This is a genomic window from Vibrio tetraodonis (genome assembly GCF_003350295.1).
GTDB classification, from domain to species: domain Bacteria; phylum Pseudomonadota; class Gammaproteobacteria; order Enterobacterales; family Vibrionaceae; genus Vibrio; species Vibrio tetraodonis.
Genome location: NZ_QLYY01000014.1, coordinates 1 through 22287 on the forward strand (window position 1 = coordinate 1; position 22287 = coordinate 22287).

The window sequence follows — 22287 nt, forward strand, 5'->3', positions numbered from 1 at the left end:
GAAGCTATGACTGAAAATCCAGAGCGCTGTGCGTTCTCGGTACCATTGGTTGACTCAAAGACACGTGAGACAGAGCTTTACGCGCACAACCAGACCAAGCAAGACTACCCCAAAGATAAATCTGTTGCAGATTTGTTTGAAGCTCAAGCCGTGCTTACACCAGACGCACCTGCAGCCACCTTTAATGGTGAAACATTAAGCTATCGAGAATTGAATAAGCGAGCCAATGCGTTAGCGCATGAGCTTCAATCTCGGGGTGTTGGCAGCGATGATTTGGTGGGCGTTCACCAAGAGCGCTCGATGTCGATGTTGGTGTCTTTACTTGCGATATTGAAATCGGGCGGGGCGTATGTGCCGCTCGACCCTAACTACCCACAAGAGCGAATACAAGGAATGTTAGCGCACAGTCAACCAAGCTTGGTGCTGTGTGATAAGGACTCTGAGAAAGCGATGGCAGCTTACACGGAGGCGGTATTGGTGGTTGAACATCACCAATGGGCAAACGTAGAACGCGAGCTGATTGCCCGTGGCGATTTGACCTCTCGTGACTTGGCGTATGTTATTTACACCTCAGGCTCTACTGGTGAGCCTAAAGGCATTTCGGTTGAGCATCAATCAGTGATGAACTTCTTGTGGTCGATGGCGAAAAAGCCAGGATTGAGCGCAGAAGATACGTTACTCGCGGTGACCTCGATGTCGTTTGATATCCATGTGTTGGAGTTGTATTTGCCCTTGGTTATGGGTGGTCATGTGGTGGTGGCCTCGAGTGATGATGCACTTAATCCAACCCAGTTAGCAGGATTAATAAGCAAGCATCAGGTGAGTGTGATGCAGGCAACGCCCTCGACTTGGCAAATGCTGGTCAATGATAACTGGCAGCCAGCGCAGCCTCTGCGCGCCATATGTGGTGGTGAAGCCATGCCAGAGAGCTTGAAGTCATCGCTACTCACTCATGGTGCTATCGAGCTTTGGAACGTGTATGGGCCAACCGAGACAACGGTATGGTCATCGGTGAAACGAATTGAACAAGAATCGGCTATCACCTTAGGTCACCCGATTGGAAATACTCAGTTCTATGTGCTCAATGAGCAGCATCAGCTTGTACCAACCGGTGTTGCGGGAGAGTTGTATATTGCGGGTGAAGGACTAGCTCGAGGCTACTTGCATCGTGATGATTTAACCGATGCGGCGTTTGTGGCTAACCCCTTTGTTTCGGGCGAGCGTATGTATCGCGCGGGAGACCGAGTACGCCGGCTAGCAGATGGCGAGCTGGAATATTTGGGTCGCACTGACCACCAAGTAAAAATTCGAGGATTTAGGGTTGAGCTGGGCGCAGTTGATGCGGCGGCGCAAAGCCATGAAAGCGTCAATCACGTGGTGAGCGTGGTTCGCCAAGGCAGTGACAGTGGTGAAAGCCAATTGGTGACCTATGCGGTTTTGAACTCTGACTGGGTTGAGCGAATCGACGAAGCGCGAAGCGGTTTGTATGAGCATCTGAAAGGGCAGTTGCCCCACTATATGGTGCCATCGATTATTCAAGTATTAGAGGCGATGCCACTGACACCGAATGGCAAGATAAACCGTAAGGGGCTACCAGAGCCAACGTCGCTGAGCATGGGCGTGAGCTATCAGGCGCCGCAGGGTGAGGTAGAAGCGCGTTTGTGTCAGCTTTGGTCAGAGGTGCTCAATCTGGATGCATCGACCATCAGTCGAGATGCGAATTTCTTTGAAGTCGGTGGACAGTCTCTTAAAGCGATCCAGTTATTGAACGGCATAAAAGCCGTATTCAATTTCGATATTTCAATGAAAGATGTTTTCATCTCCCCTGAGTTAAAAGACTTAGCAAAGTATATTGAGAACAAAGCGAACGCACCGCTTCAGTCTAAGCATCAATGTTTACCAGTTGACCGAAGCCAGCCTTTACCTCTGACTGATATGCAGCAAAGACTCTGGATTATCGACCAGCTGGAAGGTGATAGCAGTCATTATAATATGCCTCTGGCGTTTCGTTGGAATGAAGCGGTTGACCTTAATATTCTCCAAAAAACTCTCATCGAAATCGTCAATCGCCATGAAATTTTGCGCACGAGCTTTGAGTTATGCGAAGGGGAATCTGTTCAAAAGGTAAGGGGAGAAATCACCGCTTTTCCATTGGCTATCGATGATCTTCGTGGCCAAGATACCAAGTCCCAACAACAATTCATATCAGCGTTGTTTGTCAAAGAAGCGAAGACAGGTTTTGATTTGGGTGAAGACCTTATGATCAGGGCGCGGATTGTCATTGAACATGATCAAGCAAACATATTGTTGCTCACTTTACATCATATTGCTGCTGATGGCTGGTCACTTGAAGTGTTGGTCAACGAACTCAACTTCATATATGGCCCTTTTATGCAAGGGAAACCGCATAGCTTGGCGCCTTTGCCAATACAATATGGAGACTATGCGGTTTGGCAAAGAACATGGCTTACTGGTGAGAATATTGAAAAGCTCCGCTTGTACTGGCAACAGGAGCTGCAATCACTACCCATGGTTCATCGTCTGCCGCTTGACTTACCAAGGCCTCCTGAGCAGAAGTTTGCTGGTGAATTATTGGTTGGTAAGCTACCGCCCCAGATTTTTGGTGAGTTAACTCAGCTTTGCCAAAATCAGGGAGTCACCCCTTTTATGGCGATCCATGCAGCATTTTCGACCTTGATCGGACGCCTAAGTAGTGAAAATGATATTGTCATTGGTACGCCGATAGCCAATCGTGAACATGTCGATGTAGTAAATAATATCGGATTTTTTGCTAATACATTGGTTTTGCGCAGTGACTTGAGCGAGAGCCCGTCCTATCTTGAACTGCTTGCTCAGTCAAAGAAAAAAGCATTAGCTGCATATGAACATCAGCAAATGCCTTTTGAGCAGTTGGTCGAGCTCATCCAGCCGGAACGCAGCTTGGCACACTCACCTTTGTTTCAGATCATGCTGACTTATGCCAGTGATGATTCCGAGCATGATGGTAAGCAAAGATTTATCGCGTTGGACCAAACGCAGAACCATCATACGTCTAAGTTTGACCTCACTCTACACGTCGCAGAAGAGCAGGGCAGCGCAAGTCTTGGTTGGGAGTATGCGTCATCTTTGTTTACCTCAGAGACCATCAGCAGAATAAACGAGATCTTTGTAACCTTGGTGTCTAATTTGGTGCAATCGCCAAGTCAAAGTGTTATGTCACATGAAATTGTTCCTGATGAGGATAAGGCGCTATTGGAAGAGGAGTTTAATGACACTGCCAAGTCTTACCCGGAGTTTGAAACCATTCATTCTCTATTCGAGCAACAAGTTGGTAGAAGCCGAAATCGCATTGCATTGACCTTTGAGGGTAACTCTCTGACATATCATGAGCTAAACAATAAAGCCAATGCGCTTGCTGCTCGTCTTCAATCAGCCAACGTTGGGCCTGATACCTTAGTCGGTTTGTGCTGTTATCGTTCTATAGAAATGGTGGTTGCTTTACTCGCAATTCTGAAGGCTGGAGGGGCTTATGTACCTTTGGACCCGGACTATCCAACTGAGCGTATTAATAGCATGCTCGATGATGCAAAGCCTCAACTGATCTTGACTACCAATGCGACGGCAAGCAGTGTATCAGCAGATCATTTACAAATAAATTTAGATACTTTCGATTTTTCTCATTCCAGTCATTTTTCTAATCCAATCAGTGCAGGATTTACTTCAAACAATCTCGCTTATGTGATTTATACCTCTGGTTCGACGGGCAAACCCAAAGGTGTGATGAACGAACACAAAGCTTTGGTTAACCGAATTCTATGGATGCAGCAAGAATTTGCTCTTGATGACACGGACAAGGTCTTGCAAAAAACTCCGTTTAGCTTTGATGTTTCAGTATGGGAGTTTTTCTGGCCTTTAATGGTAGGTGCAGAGCTTGTAATAGCCAGGCCAGAAGGTCATAAAGATGTTGATTACTTATTGAATGTCATTGAACAAAGCCAGATCACGACACTGCACTTCGTACCACCTATGTTGGCTATGTTTATGTTTGATGGTCGATACCAAACCCAATCTAGCTCGTTAAGGCGCGTGTTTGCCAGTGGAGAAGCTCTACCTTCAGAGCTAGCTAAAGAGTGGACAAAAAACCATGATGCTGAGTTACATAATCTTTATGGGCCAACAGAAGCGGCCATTGATGTGTCATGGCATGCTTGTAAGGCTGAGATCGATTACGTCACGGTTCCGATTGGAAAGCCTATCAATAACACTCAGCTTTACGTGCTGAACCAAGATCTGCAGATAGCACCAATAGGCGTGGCAGGAGAACTTTATATCGCCGGAGATGGTGTGGCAAGAGGGTACCTGAACCGTCCTGAGTTAACCAAAGAGCGGTTTATCTCGAATCCATTCTCAACTGATAATCAATCTCGGTTGTATAAAACAGGAGATTTAGCCAAGTGGAATCACCAAGGTGAGATTGAGTATTTGGGGCGTCTTGATCATCAAGTTAAAATTCGCGGTTTTCGAATTGAACTGGGTGAAATTGATGCTCAGTTACAGAGACATCTCGGTGTGTCCGAATCCATTACCCTTGACGTGACAGGGGCGAATAGTTGGGACAAACAGCTCGTGAGTTATGTTGTTCCCAATCACGGGGAATTTGAAGACAAGGATTATACAGAAGGCTTAACGGCATATTTGTCAGAATCACTGCCTTCGCATATGGTGCCCGCACAAATTATTCTCCTCCAATCGCTTCCTTTAACACCAAATGGAAAAGTTGATAGACGGGCTTTGCCAGTGGCTCGCTTTAGGTTCAAATCAACAGAGTATTCGGCGCCTAAAAATAGGGTGGAACACCAACTTGCACGGATTTGGGGCCAAGTATTGCAAATCGAGCAGTCGAGTATCAGCCGTGAAGCGAACTTCTTTGATATCGGCGGACAGTCTTTGCGAGCGATTCAAGTCTTGGCTCTGGTCAGACAAGAGTTTCATGTGTCTCTATCTGTGAAACAGCTGTTCATGACACCAGTACTTTTCGACTTTGCGGCTTTAATTAACCAAACCAATGTGGAGTCTGAAAAACTTACGATCATACCGAGTCAGCGCGATGGCTTGTTGCCTCTTTCACATATGCAACACAGATTATGGTTTATCGATCAAATGGAAGGGGCAAATGCGTACTACAACATTTGCTATACGATTGAAGCAAAGGAAAAGCTGGAAAAAAGTAGGCTAGAGAATGCGTTGCTTAAAGTGGTTGAGAGACATGAAATCTTGCGTACAAGCTATTTTGATCACAGTGACCAAGTTTGGCAAAAAGTTAATGCTCATCCAAAGAGCTTGGGGTTAGGCTACTCAGATTTAAGTCACCAAGATGCTGAATCAGTGCACGTTAAACTTAAAGCCATCGCGCAGCAAGAGGCAAATACGCCATTCGATCTCTCTCGAGATACCTTATTCAGAGGACATCTAGTCGATATCTCTGAGCATAGAAGTGTTGTCATATTAACTATGCATCATATCGCATCCGATGGCTGGTCTCTTGGGGTTTTACATTCTGAGCTTGAACGCCTTTATGTTGGAGCCGAAATTGAGCTATCACCTTTACCTGTTCAATATGGTGACTACGCGAATTGGTTACAACAACCTCAAGCAAAGTCTGAACTTGATGAGCATTTAGACTACTGGAACCGCCAGCTCGATGGTAGCCCTCAAGCGCACTCACTGCCTCTCGATAGACCAAGACCCAAGTCTCAGTCTTACCATGGGGAGTTATTTAAGTTTGAACTTGAGAATGAACTTGTCTCATCATTTAGGACGCTTTGTAAAACGCATGGTGTGACGACTTTTATGGGGTTGCATGCTGCGTTAAGTGTTTTAATTAGCCGACTGAGTAATCAGCAAGATATTGTTATCGCAACCCCAGTCGCAAACCGTGGATACTCCGAGACGGCCTCTTTGATTGGCTTTTTTGCCAACACCTTGCCTCTTAGAAGCCAGCTTAGTGATGACATTACCTTTCACGACATGATTAAGCAGTCTAAGCGCATTGCATTGGAGGCTTATGAGCATCAACAGGTTCCGTTTGAACGCATTGTGGATACTTTGCAACCAGAACGTAGTCTGAGTCATCACCCAATATTTCAGATCATGCTTTCTGTTACTGACTATGTGCAAAAAGGGCAAGAGACGGATCTGTTTAGGACTATTGATCTGACTGATGAGGAGAATGTGGTTGCAAAATTTGATCTTACTTTGCATGTGATAGAAAAAGAGAAAAACATTGAATTAGCGTGGGAATTTTGCAGAGATTTATTCAATGTTAACACTATTGAAAAATTCAATAGTGCTTTGACTACCCTGCTTAAGGAAATGCTCGCATCGCCAGATTCAAACGTTTATATGCTGCCTATTACGAGTGATTCCGAGCGTCGCTCTTTATTTAATGAATACAATCAGACTCAGTTTGAGCTTCCAGACGTAGGCAGTTATTTGTCTTTGTTTGAGCAACAAGTCAGATTACACCCTAGCCAAATGGCAGCCCGTTTTGGTGATCAATGTCTGTCTTATGCTGAATTGAACCAAGCCTCCGAGAGCCTTGCAAGGCGCATTATCTCGGCTGGTGTTTTTCCCAAGCAGCTGGTAGGTATCTATCTTGACCGCTCTTTGGATATGCTGATTTCTATGCTTGCAATCGGTAAAGCTGGTTGCGGTTATGTGCCACTCGATCCTCGTTATCCAAATGATCGTATCGAGTACATGTTGGAAGATTCACAACCAAGCTTGGTTTTAACGCTTAAGAGTTTCTCTGAACAACTTGATGGTTCAGTAAGCAAGCTGTGCCTAGATAGCGAAATGTCGGAGATGGTATCTACTGACACGTTACCAGAAGTGACTCGAACTGATCTGGCTTACGTCATCTATACATCCGGATCTACGGGTAAACCAAAGGGAATTGCGATTGAACACGGTTCTTTGCTCAACTTTCTTTGCTCTATGGCAGTTAATCCTGGGCTTGAAAGGACGGATAATTTACTTGCAGTCACTTCAATGTCTTTTGATATTCATACGCTTGAGCTGTTTTTGCCCTTAATTCTTGGTGCGCAGGTTGTTATCGCAAGTACAGAAGCGACGATGGATGCTGAATTACTCGCCGGCCTAATTGATTACGAGCGTATTACCGCTATGCAAGCCACGCCTGCGACATGGCAATTACTGCTCAATAACGGCTGGAAACCTGACGTGATGTTAAAAATGCTCTGTGGTGGTGAAGCTATGAATGCAGCGGTTAAGACAGGCTTGCTTATAAGTGATGAGCATCAGCTATTTGATATGTATGGTCCGACCGAAACAAGCGTTTGGTCGGCAGTAAAGCGTATACGTCGAACCGATGCGTTAGGTGTTATTGGTGGTCCAATTGCTAACACCCAGTTTTACGTTTTAAATCCATACCTTGAGCCCGTTCCGAATGGTGTTGGTGGCGAATTGTATATTGGTGGCTTAGGCGTTGCGCGTGAATATTTGAATCGCCCAGAACTGACTGACAAGTCGTTTGTTACGGTAAATATTGATGGCCAACTTCGCCGTTTGTATAGAACAGGCGATCAGGTCCGCTGGGTAGATAAAGGTTCTCTGGTTTACATGGGACGTTTAGACACCCAAGTAAAAATTCGTGGCTTTAGAGTAGAATTAGGCGAAATAGAGTCTCAATTGTTGCAAAATCCATGGGTCAGCGAAGCGATTACCTGTGTCCAGTCTGCCGTGGGTGTAGAGCCTACTTTAGTAAGTTACGTTGTGATTGATGATTCAAATACCGACACATCTTGGCCTTCAATCAAGCAAGCTATTTATCAAGGTATTCGAGCTGAGCTTCCTCACTATATGGTGCCTTCTTCAATCGTCGCAATCAAAGCGATGCCACTCACGCCGAATGGCAAAATAGACCGCAAGGCTTTGCTGAAAAAATCGTTTGATCTTGGACAAGAAAGTTATGAGCAACCAATAGGAGAAACAGAGCTTCAATTGGCTGAGATTTGGCAACATCTAATTAAGCCTGATGCACCGATTAGCCGCAATGCTCAGTTCTTTGAGATTGGTGGACAGTCCTTGTTAATTATGTCAATGGTCAATAAGGTTCGATCTAGGTTTAACGTTGACTTGACGGTAAAAGAAGTATTCTCGACCCCTGTTTTGTCAGATTTAGCAAGTTACATTGAAGGTAAAATGGATGACGGGGACTCCAACCTCACATCTAAGTGTTTAGTGTCGTTTAGTGAGGGTGCACAATCTGACATCTATTGTTTTCCTGGGTTAGGTGGTATGTCGATGGCCTATGCGCCTCTAGCAAATGCGCTGCGTGGGATAGTTAATATCCATGCGTTCGACGCTCCGGGTATGTTTGGACATACTGAGTCAACCGAGTGTTTTGATGATATGGTCGATAGATATGTTCAAGAACTCAAAGCGACTCAGTTTAGTGAACCCGTAATATTGATAGGCCATTCGTTTGGTGGAAGAGTGGCATTCGAAGTGATGCGTAGACTTGAAGCTGAGTCTATAAAAGTTAGCTTGATACTTCTGGATACTCTTCTGACCGACGCAAGTTTTGAAGCTGTCAGTCGTGAGCCAAGTGAAACAGAAATCAAAACGTCTTTTCTCAGTGGTATTTCGAACTGGCTAGGCATAGATATACCAGTGCTGGAACACTCTAGTGAGTTTGATTTCGACGCTGCATCATTCGCTATTGGTCAAAAACTGTCAGACCAAGGTTTTTGCGATAAGGACGGCTTCTCGCTTGACGGGTTCTGGCAGATTTATAAACAACAGGAGCTAATGAATCGCGGCTATCACCCATCTGGCCAATGTGTTGGCAGCATACATCTTCTGTGTTGTGAAGAGAGTTCGCCTTATTTGCAGCAGGTTTTGGATGCTAACTCTCTTTATTCACTCGAACAGATACAAAGTTCCATAGTTACTGGAGAGCATAATTCTATGCTTCACAAAAACCATGTTGCTGGTATCGCAGATTATTTGTTGTCACTTATTACCGTAATCAATCAAAAGTAACTGTATGGCTATTTCCCGTTTGTAGATCGGGCAATAGCCTTATCTAATATGGAATAAATTTATGTCTCAACCAACCAATACGGTTATGGAAGACCCTAACAGTGGGTTTAGCAATCTGGCTTATTTTATTATGCTTGCTGCTACGCTTATCTCCCTGTTGGGAACCCTAATGACAGATTTTGCATTAGGACAATGGGTATATAAGAAAACGAACTCTGCAACAGCATATGGGATAATCGGTTTTGCAGCACTTGCTCCACAGCTATTTTTTACCCCTTTGGTCGGTACTTTTCTTGACCGTTTCCCTCGAGGGAGCATTATGATCGTTGGCCATGTTGGTGCTGGGCTTTGCTCACTGAGCATGATGTTTTTGTACTCAAAGGAAATGCTAAGTTTTGAATGGATACTTGTGTTTGTCAGTATAGGTTCAGTATTTAATAGCTTTATTAGTCAAAGTTTTATGGTTTTGGTTCCTGTGTTGGTCAAACAAGAAAAACTGATAAAGTATCAAGGGTTCTCGCAGGGCGGTCTAGGGATCGTGGAATTATCCGTTCCTGCTCTTGCGGCATTCTTTCTTGTCACTATTGGCCTAAAAGGAGTCTTCATTTTTGATGTAGTGAGCTTTGTCAGTGCCATTTTTATTCTTTCTTTTATCGTGACCAAAATTAATCGCAATGATGGTAGAAGTGAGTCTCTTGATGGCGAAAAAGAGAGTGTTCTACAGCAAGTGAAATTTGGTTTTAAATATTTGATGGGGCATAAATATCTTTTATCTCTTTTGATATTTATGGGAGTCGTTAACTTTAGTATTGGTATTGTTCATGTATTGCTAACCCCCTTGGTGCTGAGTTTCTCAACTGTTGTTGAACTTGGCACTGTATTAACAGCAGCCGGGATAGGCACCCTTATGGGCTCATTTGTCCTAATGTTATTGAGTGATGTCAAAGATAAAAATGCCTTTTTATGTTGGATACTATTTTTTATTGGCATTATTTTGGTTAGTGCATCGCTTATTTTTGTTAATCAGAGTATTACCGTATGGGTGTTAATGGTTATTGCATTGATGATGACCTTATTGTTTGTCATGGTTGAAAGCGTAAATCAAGTCATATGGCAAACTTCTGTGCCGAGTGAACTACAAGGGAGAGTGCTTAGCGTACAAACCTTGGTAACCCAAATGTCATTACCTCTGGCTTTTTTAGTTGCAGGACCAATGGCAGATTTTGTTTTTGAACCCATGTTCAATGAGGGCGGTTTGCTGGCAAGCAATGTAGGAGAAATTATTGGCATAGGCCCAGGGAGAGGTATTGCTTTTTTATATAGTGTATGTGGATTAATGATCATACTTAGTGTGGCAATTTTCTGTAAAAAATCAAAATAATAACTTAGTTGAAAGGGAAAACAATGAAGGTTTTTGAAAGCTTAGAATCAGAAGTAAGAAGTTATATTCGTTCATTTCCTGCGGTATTTGATACGGCGGATAATGCTCTAATATGGGATATAGAAGGCAATGAATATATCGATTTCTTTTCCGGGGCAGGAACATTAAATTATGGTCATAATCCTGATGCGATGTTGAATGCCATTTCTTGTTATCTCAGTCGAAAAGGAATATTACATAGTCTTGATAAAGCGACCATAGCAAAAGAGGCGTTTATTAAAAAATTTAATCAAATTATTCTAGAGCCAAGACAATTAGAATATAAAATTCAATTTACGGGTCCAACAGGAACCAACGCTGTGGAGGCTGCGGTTAAATTAGCACGTAGAGTCACGGGAAGAAGAAATGTTATCGCTTTCACTCGCGGCTATCACGGCTTAACGGCCGGGGCGCTTGCTCTGACGGGGAATGACTATTATCACCAGTCAACCTATGGTGGGAGAAGCGATGTCTACCATGCACCCTATGATCAATACTTTGGTTCAGAAGTGGATACTGCTTCATACCTAAAGCAACTCATTGAAGACAGTAGCAGTGGTGTCGCTCTGCCTGCCGCTATTATCTTAGAGACAGTCCAAGGAGAGGGGGGGATTTACCCAGCTTCTAAGCAATGGCTAAACCAAATTGCGGACATATGTCAGCAGCACGATATTCTACTTATTATCGATGATATTCAAGTAGGAAACGGACGAACAGGTAAGTTTTTTAGCTTTGAGTTTGCCAATATTACACCAGATATTGTCTGTATGTCTAAATCCATAGGGGGCGGGTTGCCATTAGCTTTAAATCTAATCAAGCCCAAATGGGATCAATGGTTACCCGGAGAGCATACTGGTACATTTCGAGGAAACAACCTAGCATTTGTCGCCGCAACTCAACTGCTTGATTTCTGGAAAGACGCGGAGTTTTCTGCAGAAGTTGAACGCAAAGGACAGGTGATCGGCGGCCGCTTAAATGAGTGGGTTAAGGCCTTCCCTGCTTTGAATATGTCTGCTCGTGGCCGAGGCATGGTATGGGGACTTGAAATTCCCGAAAATGATGTCGCTAAGCTCATATCCAAACAGTTATTTGATGAAAAGCTCTTGCTAGAGTGCTGCGGTGCCAAGGATAGCGTTTTAAAGTTCCTTCCACCTCTCACCATTGAGCGAGACACTTTAGTGCGAGGGTTAGATAGAGTCGAAGCGGTGTTTAAACATATTTACTAAGATGTATACTCTGTAACTATAGAATAAGGGCTTAGCCTATGGGTTGAGCCCTTTTAAATGACTGATTATAAGATGTAAATAGTTTGGATAGACAAGAATTTCTAATTTCATCCCCAATAGGCTTACTTGATTTCCCCGAAACAATTGAAGTTCAACATACTGGCTTTGATATCAGTGCATACCATCAAAATTTGTTTGGCCACCATCAAGTTGATTTCCCAGGCAATCTAGGCAAGGCGGTTGATAAGCGATGCGCAGAATATCTTGCAGGACGTATTGTTGCTCGAAAGGCAATAGAGCGAATTAATAGCACTAAGCCGAAAATTGGTACACATGAAGATCGCTCTCCTATTTGGCCACAGGGATTAATTGGGTCGATTACTCACTCTGATGGAGTTGTGATAGCTGCCGTGGCAGAGCAAAAGCATCATAGATTGCTTGGTATCGACTTTGAACATTGGATGAGTGCAGAGCTCGCTGGTGAGCTTTGCGATCAGCTGTTAGATCAATCGGAAAAACAGCTGCTTTTGCAAAGTGACTTAGCATTTGAGCGTGGTGTTACCTTGATTTTTTCGCTGAAAGAAAGTTTTTATAAGGCGCTCTATCCTCATGTGAACACTTTTTTTGGTTTTGATGAGGCAAGAGTTCGCAGTATAGATACCACCAATGGAGCTTTTATCATCGAGCTTTTGACCAGCTTTGGTAAAGAATATCAACAAGGCTGGTCAATAAAAGGTTGTTTTAAGGTATTGTCTGATGGTGTACTGACCTATATCTATGGATAAGCTCAGACATCTATGTATATGATTTGAAGAAAGATAATCAAATAAAAATAAACGCATACTGTTTTTATAGACAGCTCTATGGTGTATCATTCTCACTTCATCTAGAGGGGTACAATGCATGAGTTTGATTTACCAAGAAACTTCACCAAATCCAAGTGAATTTTGCGATTTGCGTGTCAAGGCAGGGCTGTCGGCCAAATCACTAAAAGCCGCTACTATCGCACTTCCAAATAGCTTGTATGCAATTTCAATTCGAGATGGTGAGCTACTTGTTGCTATGGGAAGAGTAGTAGGAGACGGGGCTTGTAATTTTGAAGTGGTGGATGTCGCGGTTGATCCTGAGTATCAAGGAAAGGGACTAGGCAGAAAGGTAATGGAGTATATTGATGGGTACTTAGCATCAGTGGCGTTGGAGGGCTCTTATGTGTCAATGATTGCTGATGAGCCTGAATTCTACCAAAAATTGGGTTATCGCTTGGTATCTCCAGCATGCCAAGGAATGACAAAGAAGTTTAAGCCAGCAAAACAATAATATGATTCAAAAATGTCGATACGATTTTTTGCCCGCCATCGCAGGCCCATATGTACACGCAGCAAGACACAAGCAGACACTTTACATTTCCGGACTGACGGTACTTGGCACAAATGCTCAGTCAGGTGGACTGATTGAACAAACTGAGGAAGTGTTGTCCCAGATATCACAAATACTTGAGGCTGAAGCCTGTGCCATATCTGACTTAATCAAGCTAACCATATTTGTCACCGATATTAGTTTACTTTCATCGATAAGAGAGCAGCTATTTGCTTTTTACCAAAGGCACTTACCTGCTTGTTCCTTGGTGGAAGTTTCAGCATTGATTTACCCCGATTTGCAGATAGAAATTGAGGCCATTGCTGGGCTTGAACATACCCACGGGATGTAACACCCATATCTAAACCCATTTTTACAAGGATGTTGGCTGATGGCCAAAAGGATTATTTTTGTGCACGGCCGTGCGCAAAAACCATCGAAAGATGATTTACAACAGCTTTGGTATGAAGCAATCAACCATGGATTATTAAGAGATGTTGGCCTGCAAGCCTTGGAACAGTTTCAGGAGATCAACAAAGATTTCATTTATTACGGTGATTTGTCGAATGACTTTTTGCAGCAGCCAATGGAAGATATAGGGTTACGTTATCAATCACTGGAAAGACTTAAAAGCTACACCAAGCAGCAGTTTAATAAAGCGTCATATCACGCACTAACTCAAGCAGGTTTTCTTAAAGAGGCGCTGGCAGATATTTTTTCTGCTCCGCTAGGAAAGCTTGGTGTCGCCACTCCCTTAATAAAACTTGTTGCTCCGGACATGGCTCATTATTGGAATGGTGACTCCTATTTCGCGAGTGATGTAAGAAGTCGCCTAACACCTACGCTTAAGCAAGCGTTAGACAGAGGGGATGATATTATGCTTGTCGGCCACAGTTTAGGCTCTATGATTTGCTTTGATAATCTCTGGAAGCTCTCTCACTATGGTGAATATCGTCGACTGTATGGCGCTGATAAAAAAGTAAATCTCTTTGTAACCTTGGGATCTCCCTTGGCAGATGAAAACGTCAAACAACAGCTTAAGGGAAGCAGAAACCGAGGATTTAAAAAGTACCCAACCAATGTTAGAAGATGGTGTAACTTTGCCGCAGAAGATGACTTTATTTCTCATGATACTCGTGTAAGCAATGATTATGACGAGATGTCTAAGTTAGGTCTACTTAAAGCCCCTATTGAAGATTTTCATATCTACAACCTGACCGTTATGGAAGGGCGGTCCAATCCTCATGCATCGATTGGATATTTAATTCATCCAGACTTCATCTCTGTGGTTAATCATTGGATTAATAATTAGATGATATAGAGTTCTGGTTGAGAAAACTCACCAGTAGAGATAGAGAAAATGTCGATGAAATTGAGAGGTATGTAAAAGTTTGTAACTAATAACTTGCTCTATCACTTATATCTATAAATCAGGTATTTATCATTGGATGCTGATCACCTAAGTTGTGTTGCAAATTTGTTGACAATGAAGGAGTTGCAGTGATCTTACCGTTTAAGAAATACGCCTATCTATCAGGCCTATTGATCTCATGTTTGTTTGCTCAAGCTAATGCCTCACCAGATAATATCAAACTAGGAGGTGAGGCCTTTGAGCAATCGATGGGGGCTTGCTCGGATTATCATGTCACCTTGAGTCTCAATACTGACGATTGTGGAGCAGAGACAAGCTGGAAGATTAGAAATAACCAAGATAAGACTCTGTATACGGGATCGGGTTATGACAATAATCAGAACTACCAAAAGTTAATGTGTCTAGAGGCTGGCCAGTACACGCTTGAATTTTTGGATTCAGAGGGGGATGGTATCTGTTGTCAATTTGGCGAAGGTGCTTACAGTTTAAGACTTAATGAGCAGGAGCTGGTCTCTGGTGGAAGATTTGACGACTCTATTGAGCACCACTTTGTTCTGGGTGAGAAGAGTGGTGAAGGCAAAGATTATTATCAGTCAGCACAGGGAAAATCAGGTTATGAGCTGAAAACCGCATTACACAATATTATCAAAAATCATCAGCGGCAAAGTTATTCGGCAGTATGGAGTTTGGTCAAATCAGCAGATATTGATCGCTACTATGAGAATGATGGCAGTATCCTTGATATATATTCGGAAAATGTATCAGCGCCAGATTCAATCAACTATGTCGCTAGAGTTGACCAGTGCGGTAACTACCGTCGTGAGGGAGACTGCTATAATCGAGAGCACTCTTTTCCTAAGAGCTGGTTTGGCGGTAAAGTCGCGCCGATGAATACTGATGGCCATCATCTTTTTGCTTCAGATGGCTATGTGAATGCAAAGCGGGGTAATTGGCCTTTTGGAGAGGTCGGTGTGGCGACTTATCAATCATCAAATGGATCCAAGCTTGGTTATGCGACGAGCGATTTAAACTACACTGGAACCGTATTTGAGCCAGTTGATCAATTTAAAGGCGATCTTGCGCGTGTATATTTTTACATGGCAACACGCTACGAGCATGACATTGCTTACTGGGAAGGCAACACCAGTAGCTCTGATGCAGTGCTTAATGGAACCTCAGATCAAGTTTTTGAATCATGGGCACTTGAGATGTTCAAACGCTGGCACTTAAGTGACCCTGTTGACCAGAAAGAGCGAGATCGAAATGAAGCGGTGTTTCAATTTCAGAACAACCGCAATCCTTTTGTTGATCACCCAGAATTTGTTGAGCAAATTTGGGGGCATTAACTGACTATGATTTCACAGTGATTGAATTGGCAGATAGAACTCCTTTATGAAGTCATTCTGGGGTTCTGTCTGTTTAAACCCAAGCTTAGATAGCACGGAGATACTGCTTTTATTCCAAGTATGGACGCCTGCCCAAATACTGCCTTTGTAGCCTATATCTATGGTGTATCTGAGTACGTCTCTGCACATGGTTGTCGCATAGCCACGCCCCCTTTTTTCTGGTGCCACCCAATAGGCGAGCGCAACATCTTTAAGCCTCGGAAGGAGTGTGACTTGCCCAACAAGTGATAAGTCCACCCGATGTCGGCATGTCCAGACAAAACATTCATTCGTTTGCCAGTCTCTAGACCGATCCCCACACCATTGCCTTGCTTTATTGAGCGTATCAAGTTTTGAAAGGGCTAAGTCTGGATGAAATGCATTAGCACTGAAGGCATCAAATAACTCCTTACCATCAGAAGCGCAAACTGGCTTAAACATCAGGTTTGAGGTGGTAAAAATACTGTTTTGTATCCTTATATTGGGTAATTCAATTTGCATAATAAAATAATATTGTCATTAGTTCTCTAATTATTGGTTCTGGAGTGATTCCTAGGTGCAAGCAAGGGCTATTAAACCGTTAAGTTAAACTAGTGCTGATTTTCTTCGATTAACTGTATGTTTATCAGCTTGTTATAGGTAATTACAAGTAAATAATCGCTGGAAAGATATGAGTTTCCCCCCGTTTTGTATCACTTATGAACGGTCATATGTATCATTTTTATGATAATTGATTTGAACTCTAATTAATAATCAGGCATTTTATTTTTAATCGAACGTTCAATTAAAAAAGGAAAAGGGTTAATGCCTAAGGTAGGGATGCCTGATATTAGAAAGCCTCAGTTGGTTAATGCGACTATGTCTGTGATAGACAGAGTGGGTTTGCACGGTGCAAGTGTTGCGTTAATTAGCAAAGAAGCGGGCGTATCGACGGGAATCATTAATCACTATTTCGGGGGTAAGCAAGGTTTATTGCAAGAGACAATGCGAGAAGTCCTTCGTCAGCTGTCTCATACGGTAAAATCACGTCTTAGCCAACTACCGAAGAATGAGCACCACCAGAGGATAAACGCCATTATAGATGGTAACTTCGTGGGCTATCAGGCAGAAAATAAAGTGGCAAAAACATGGCTGGCGTTTTGGTCGCATTCTATCCATGACCCACAGTTGAAAAGACTTCAAAGAGTCAATGAAAAACGACTTTTATCTCACCTGAAAACCGAACTTAAAGCCTTGTTTGATAGTGAGCAAGCGGAGATTGTTGCCCATGGAATCGCGGCATTAATCGACGGCATTTGGTTACGAGGAACACTCAACCCTGGTGGTATTGATGCCAGTAAAGCTCGATTGATTATTAATGACTATTTAGACAATCAACTAAACCACTACTCAAGAAAATAAATAAAGTGCTAAACATAAGATGAAAATGAAATCTCAGTATATCGATGGTTGTGCATGCTATGCCACATCAAACGAAACTTTTATCACCTACAACCCAGCAAATGGCGAGCCACTGGCAGAGATAGGTCAATCAAATGTTGACGATTTACACATGGCAATTGAGTCTGCTAAGAAAGGCTTTCAAATATGGTCTGCGATGACGTCTACCGAGCGCAGCCGCATTTTATTGAAGGCGGTCGAGATCCTTCGCCAGCGAAATGATGAGCTTGCTGCACTGGAAGTTGCAGATACTGGAAAGCCTTTGCAAGAAGCCATTGCAGTCGATATTACAACAGGTGTAGATGTCATAGAATATTATGCTGGACTTGCTGTTGGCTTGCAGGGCGAGCAGCAACCGCTAAACGAAAGTCAGTTTTTTTATACTCGACGTGAGCCGCTTGGAATATGTGCTGGGATAGGGGCTTGGAATTATCCTATCCAAATTGCAATGTGGAAATCTGCGCCTGCTTTAGCAGCCGGTAATGTGATGATATTTAAACCCTCTGAAGAAACGCCGCTTTCCGTTTTAAAACTGGCGGAAATCTTTACACAAGCTGGTTTGCCGGATGGTGTATTTAATGTGGTGCAAGGTGATTATCGAGTGGGACAAATGCTGACAGCGCACCCTGACATTGCCAAAGTATCATTTACTGGTGAATCGGGTACGGGCAAGGCTGTTATGGCCGATAGCTCAGCAACGCTCAAACATGTCACTATGGAGCTTGGCGGTAAATCGCCTATGGTGGTGTTTGAGGATGCCAAACTCGATGATGCCGTATCAGCAGCCATGGTCGCGAATTTCTACACCCAGGGTGAAGTGTGCACTCATGGAACCAGAGTTTATGTGCATGAGTCTCTGTATGAGGCTTTTTTGAGCCAATTAAAACAAAGAACCGAAAAACTGATTGTCGGCGATCCTATGGATATGGATACCCAAATTGGTTCGCTAATTTCGCGTCAGCACCTTGATAAAGTATTAGAAGCGATTGAAATGGCTAAAAAAAGCGGTGCCAAACTGCTGATTGGTGGTAATCAAGTGACTGACAATGGGCTGTCTAAAGGTAATTTTGTCGCTCCTACCGTCTTTTATGATTGCTCGGATGACATGCCTCATGCCAAAAATGAAATCTTTGGCCCTGTGATGTCTGTGCTTAAGTTCTCAGATGAACAAGAGGTGATTCGACGCGCCAATGATACTGACTATGGTTTAGCGGCTGGGGTGTTTACTCAAGATCTGGCTAAAGCTCATCGAGTGATTCACCAGTTAGAAGCAGGGATTTGCTGGGTGAATACTTGGGGTGACTCTCCGGCTCAAATGCCAGTGGGTGGCTACAAGCATTCAGGTCTTGGCCGAGAAAATGGTCCGGAAACTTTGCGTCACTATACTCAGACCAAAAGCATATTAGTTGAGCTGGGCCCTTACCAAAGCCCCTATGCCTAAGCCATTGTGACTTAAGAGGTGAGAGATGAAACAGAGCTACGATTATATCATCGTTGGCGCGGGGTCTGCGGGTTGTGTGCTAGCCGATAGACTGACAGAAAGTGGTCAACATCAGGTCTTATTGCTTGAAGCCGGAGGCAGTGATAAAAGCATTTTTATTCAAATGCCAACCGCATTGTCGTACCCGATGAATACCGAAAAATACGCTTGGCAGTTTGAGACGGTCGCCGAACAAAGTTTGGATGGTCGCAAACTTCATTGTCCGCGAGGGAAAGTGTTGGGCGGCAGTTCTTCTATTAACGGTATGGTGTATGTCCGAGGTCATGCCTGTGATTTTGATGAATGGGAAGAGCAGGGCGCTGAAGGTTGGAATTATCAAGCCTGTTTACCTTACTTTCGGCGCGCAGAAGCATGGATTGGAGGCGAAGATGACTATCGTGGCGGCGCTGGTCCATTAGGTACATGCAGCGGCAATAACATGACGCTGAACCCATTATATCAAGCCTTTATCAAAGCAGGTGAGGAAGCCGGATATCCGACGACATCAGATTACAACGGTTATCAACAAGAAGGCTTTGGTAGCATGCACATGACGGTTGATAAAGGGGTAAGAGCATCAACGTCTAACGCCTACTTAAGGCGTGCTTTGAAGCGTTCTAATTTGACCTTATTGAAAGGTGTACAGGCTCATAAAGTATTGCTTGAGAATAGAAAAGCAATCGGTGTTGAATTTGAGCACAGAGGCAAGTTGGTACAATGCCTTGCCAACAAAGAGGTGCTACTCAGCTCTGGCCCTATAGGGTCTGTGCAACTTTTACAGCTTTCGGGTATCGGCCCCAAGGCGGTGCTTGAAAAAGCTGGGGTAAAAGTTGAGCACGATTTACCGGGTGTTGGTGAAAACCTTCAAGATCACCTTGAGGTGTATTTTCAGTATCAGTGCCACAAGCCAATAACACTTAACAGTAAGCTTGGCTTAGTCAGTAAAGGAATGATTGGCGCTGAATGGATTTTGACCCGTAAAGGTTTGGGTGCGACTAATCATTTTGAGTCGTGCGCGTTTATTCGCTCTCGTAAAGGACTCAAATGGCCCAACATCCAGTACCACTTCTTACCAGCGGCAATGCGTTATGACGGCCAAGTCGCTTTTGATGGTCATGGATTTCAAGTACATGTGGGCCCAAATAAGCCGCAAAGTCGTGGCCGAGTGGCAATTAGGTCCAGCAATCCTAAAGATAAGCCAGAAATTCAGTTTAACTACATTTCAACAGAGCAAGATCGTCAAGATTGGCGCGATTGTATTCGTTTGACTCGTGAGATCTTGGGCCAGCCTGCGATGGACGAATATCGAGGCAATGAAATTCAGCCTGGTGAGCACATCACCAGTGACCAAGCGATTGATGAATGGGTTAAGCAAAACGTAGAAAGTGCGTATCACCCTTCATGTAGCTGCAAGATGGGCTCTGACGATGATCCTATGGCGGTCTTGGACTCTCAATGCCGAGTGCGAGGTGTAGAAGGCTTATGGGTTGTCGACTCTTCTGTATTTCCCACCATTCCTAATGGCAATTTAAACGCCCCAACCATAATGGTGGCTGAGCGGGCTGCAGATTTAATTTTGGGCTTACCAGTGTTGGCTGCAACGGAACTTCCAGTATGGATAGCGCCAGATTGGCAAGATAACCAAAGAATTAATACCCCTGTGAGAGAGGTTGAGCCTCAGGCTTAGGGGAAAAATAATGATAAGGAAACCATTATGTCTATGATGAAAAAGTCGCTGGCGATGATAGTGCTCAGCGCAACGACAATGAGTGCTTACGCCAATCAATGTTCAACGGTTCGTTTTGCTGATGTTGGCTGGACAGACATCACCGCCACTACTGCGGTTGCAAGTGAATTACTGAAGGGAATGGGATATAAAACCAGAACCGATTTACTCTCGGTCCCCGTCACATACTCTTCGTTGGCCAATGGTGATATCGATGTGTTTTTAGGTAACTGGATGCCAACGATGGGAGCAGATATTGCTAAATATCGTGAGGCAGGAACCGTTGAAACGGTGCGAGCTAACCTTGAAGGGGCTAAATACACCTTAGCGGTACCAAAATATGTTTATGATGCTGGGATTAAACGTTTTTCTGATCTAGTAAAAAACGCAGATAAGTTCAAAAACCGCATTTATGGTATCGAACCGGGTAACGATGGTAATCGACTTATTCAGTCAATGATCGACCAAGATGCTTTCGGTCTCAAAGATTTTAACCTCGTAGAGTCGAGTGAAGCGGGCATGGTTTCTCAAGTTGCTCGCGCAGTTCGTCGCAATAAGTGGATTGTGTATCTAGGCTGGGCACCCCATCCAATGAATCAAGCTGTTGAAATGGAGTATCTAGCGGAGGGAGACGAATTTTTCGGTCCTAATTATGGCGGTGCGAATATTTACACTAACGTCAGATCTAACTACTTGAACGAATGCAAAAATGTGGGGCAGTTGTTGAAAAATCTTGAGTTCAGTCTTGAGATGGAGAGTGCATTGATGGAAGACATACTGAATAAAAAAATGAAGCCATCCAAAGCGGCTCAGCAATGGCTTAAAAGCAACCCTCAGCTTCTCAATAAATGGCTTAACGGCGTGCAAACTCTCTCTGGTGATGATGCCATTAAGGCGGTTTCTGACTACGTCAATGCTAATGCATAAGGTAATTGGCGGGCTTAGGCCCGCTCCACAAAATAAGGCTGTATTGTGAACTTTATTACAAACAACAAAATTCCTTTTGGTCAATGGATGGAGCAGGGCGTTGATTGGTTAACCATTAACGCGGCTGGCTTCTTCGATTCCATTTCTATTTTTCTTGAAACTGTTATTTTGTCTGTCGTTGATCTGTTTAAATGGATGCCACCCGAGGTGCCAATTATCGCCACAGCGGCCATCGCTTGGTATTTGCATCGAAGTATTCCGCTTGTTGTATTTGTGATTGCGGCTTTGTTAATGATATTGAACTTGGGTTATTGGCAGGAAATGTTAGAGACGTTTGTATTAGTGTTTGCCGCCACGACCATGTCTGTACTGATAGGCGTCCCCGTTGGAGTAATGGCTGCTCACCGGCCATGGCTATACACATTATTGCGGCCGATTCTAGATTTAATGCAGACAGTACCCACCTTTGTATACTTGATTCCAACTCTTGTTTTGTTCGGTCTCGGTATTGTTCCTGGGCTAATATCAACAGTCATTTTTGCCATCGCAGCGCCAATTCGATTGACCTATCTGGGGATCACCAAAGTGCCTGAAGAGCTTATTGAGGCAGGGCAAGCTTTTGGCGCGAGTAAGAGAAAGCTGCTGTTTAAAGTAGAGTTGCCAGCAGCCATGCCAAGCATTATGGCTGGTGTCACTCAATGCATTATGCTGTCTTTGTCTATGGTCGTGATTGCGGCGCTTGTTGGCGCTGATGGGTTAGGTAAGCCTGTGGTGCGAGCGCTGAACACAGTCAACATTTCTCAAGGATTTGAAGCTGGCCTTGCGATTGTGTTGGTGGCGATCATCTTAGATCGTTTGTGCAAATCACCTAATCAAAAGGAGGCTTAAT

The 22287-nt window shown here is 43.7% G+C and carries 13 protein-coding genes and 1 pseudogene; 13 read left to right on the plus strand and 1 reads right to left on the minus strand.

Annotation, left to right across the window (positions count from 1 at the left end; genetic code table 11):
- The first annotated feature begins 6 nt into the window (after window positions 1-6).
- The 8 genes and pseudogenes from DPF90_RS10495 to DPF90_RS10530 all read left to right on the plus strand — a co-directional run.
- Window positions 7-9066, plus strand: coding sequence for a non-ribosomal peptide synthetase (locus DPF90_RS10495; protein WP_205395186.1), 9060 nt, complete (start codon window positions 7-9; stop codon window positions 9064-9066).
- 61 nt (window positions 9067-9127) lie between these two features.
- Window positions 9128-10447 (plus strand): MFS transporter, encoded by a 1320-nt coding sequence (locus DPF90_RS10500; protein WP_114786295.1) that lies wholly within the window; start codon window positions 9128-9130, stop codon window positions 10445-10447.
- 23 nt (window positions 10448-10470) lie between these two features.
- Window positions 10471-11712 carry a diaminobutyrate--2-oxoglutarate transaminase gene (gene ectB / locus DPF90_RS10505; RefSeq protein ID WP_114786296.1) on the plus strand — a complete coding sequence of 414 codons (1242 nt, stop codon included), beginning with the start codon at window positions 10471-10473 and terminating at the stop codon, window positions 11710-11712.
- Window positions 11713-11795: 83 nt separating this feature from the next.
- Entirely contained in the window at window positions 11796-12497 is a 702-nt protein-coding gene (locus DPF90_RS10510; RefSeq protein WP_114786297.1) for a 4'-phosphopantetheinyl transferase family protein, read from the plus strand.
- 118 nt (window positions 12498-12615) lie between these two features.
- Window positions 12616-13029: a GNAT family N-acetyltransferase gene (locus DPF90_RS10515; RefSeq protein WP_114786298.1), complete on the plus strand. Its 414-nt coding sequence runs from the start codon at window positions 12616-12618 to the stop codon at window positions 13027-13029.
- 1 nt (window position 13030) lies between these two features.
- Window positions 13031-13420 carry a RidA family protein gene (locus tag DPF90_RS10520; protein WP_114786299.1) on the plus strand — a complete coding sequence of 130 codons (390 nt, stop codon included), beginning with the start codon at window positions 13031-13033 and terminating at the stop codon, window positions 13418-13420.
- A gap of 39 nt (window positions 13421-13459) precedes the next feature.
- A complete protein-coding gene (locus DPF90_RS10525; protein WP_114786300.1) occupies window positions 13460-14380 on the plus strand; it encodes a hypothetical protein in 921 nt (306 codons plus the stop codon).
- Window positions 14381-14694: 314 nt separating this feature from the next.
- Window positions 14695-15786, plus strand: a pseudogene (locus DPF90_RS10530) (HNH endonuclease signature motif containing protein); the annotation flags it as partial.
- A gap of 12 nt (window positions 15787-15798) precedes the next feature.
- Here DPF90_RS10530 and DPF90_RS10535 read toward each other — a convergent pair.
- Entirely contained in the window at window positions 15799-16326 is a 528-nt protein-coding gene (locus tag DPF90_RS10535) for a GNAT family N-acetyltransferase (RefSeq protein ID WP_114786301.1), read from the minus strand.
- Window positions 16327-16629: 303 nt separating this feature from the next.
- On the opposite strand from DPF90_RS10535, the gene betI reads away from it, so the two are divergent.
- From betI to choW, 5 genes are read left to right on the plus strand one after another with little or no spacing between them, the layout of a single operon-like run.
- On the plus strand, window positions 16630-17226 hold the full coding sequence (gene betI / locus DPF90_RS10540; protein ID WP_114786302.1) for a transcriptional regulator BetI: 597 nt from the start codon (window positions 16630-16632) through the stop codon (window positions 17224-17226).
- A gap of 19 nt (window positions 17227-17245) precedes the next feature.
- Window positions 17246-18706, plus strand: coding sequence for a betaine-aldehyde dehydrogenase (gene betB, locus DPF90_RS10545; protein ID WP_114786303.1), 1461 nt, complete (start codon window positions 17246-17248; stop codon window positions 18704-18706).
- 25 nt (window positions 18707-18731) lie between these two features.
- Window positions 18732-20432 carry a choline dehydrogenase gene (betA, locus tag DPF90_RS10550; RefSeq protein WP_114786304.1) on the plus strand — a complete coding sequence of 567 codons (1701 nt, stop codon included), beginning with the start codon at window positions 18732-18734 and terminating at the stop codon, window positions 20430-20432.
- 27 nt (window positions 20433-20459) lie between these two features.
- A complete protein-coding gene (locus DPF90_RS10555) occupies window positions 20460-21398 on the plus strand; it encodes a choline ABC transporter substrate-binding protein (RefSeq protein WP_114786305.1) in 939 nt (312 codons plus the stop codon).
- Between the two features lie 45 nt (window positions 21399-21443).
- A complete protein-coding gene (choW, locus tag DPF90_RS10560) occupies window positions 21444-22286 on the plus strand; it encodes a choline ABC transporter permease subunit (protein ID WP_114786306.1) in 843 nt (280 codons plus the stop codon).
- Window position 22287 lies beyond the last annotated feature (1 nt).

What these genes read in the sequence shown, in the direction of transcription:
- DPF90_RS10495 (WP_205395186.1), top strand. Translation starts at nt 7, where the DNA reads ATGACTGAAAATCCAGAGCGCTGTGCGTTCTCGGTACCATTGGTTGAC.
- DPF90_RS10500 (WP_114786295.1), top strand. Translation starts at nt 9,128, where the DNA reads ATGTCTCAACCAACCAATACGGTTATGGAAGACCCTAACAGTGGGTTT.
- ectB (WP_114786296.1), top strand. Translation starts at nt 10,471, where the DNA reads ATGAAGGTTTTTGAAAGCTTAGAATCAGAAGTAAGAAGTTATATTCGT.
- DPF90_RS10515 (WP_114786298.1), top strand. Translation starts at nt 12,616, where the DNA reads ATGAGTTTGATTTACCAAGAAACTTCACCAAATCCAAGTGAATTTTGC.
- DPF90_RS10520 (WP_114786299.1), top strand. Translation starts at nt 13,031, where the DNA reads ATGATTCAAAAATGTCGATACGATTTTTTGCCCGCCATCGCAGGCCCA.
- DPF90_RS10525 (WP_114786300.1), top strand. Translation starts at nt 13,460, where the DNA reads ATGGCCAAAAGGATTATTTTTGTGCACGGCCGTGCGCAAAAACCATCG.
- DPF90_RS10535 (WP_114786301.1), bottom strand. Translation starts at nt 16,326, where the DNA reads ATGCAAATTGAATTACCCAATATAAGGATACAAAACAGTATTTTTACC.
- betI (WP_114786302.1), top strand. Translation starts at nt 16,630, where the DNA reads ATGCCTAAGGTAGGGATGCCTGATATTAGAAAGCCTCAGTTGGTTAAT.
- betB (WP_114786303.1), top strand. Translation starts at nt 17,246, where the DNA reads ATGAAAATGAAATCTCAGTATATCGATGGTTGTGCATGCTATGCCACA.
- betA (WP_114786304.1), top strand. Translation starts at nt 18,732, where the DNA reads ATGAAACAGAGCTACGATTATATCATCGTTGGCGCGGGGTCTGCGGGT.
- DPF90_RS10555 (WP_114786305.1), top strand. Translation starts at nt 20,460, where the DNA reads ATGTCTATGATGAAAAAGTCGCTGGCGATGATAGTGCTCAGCGCAACG.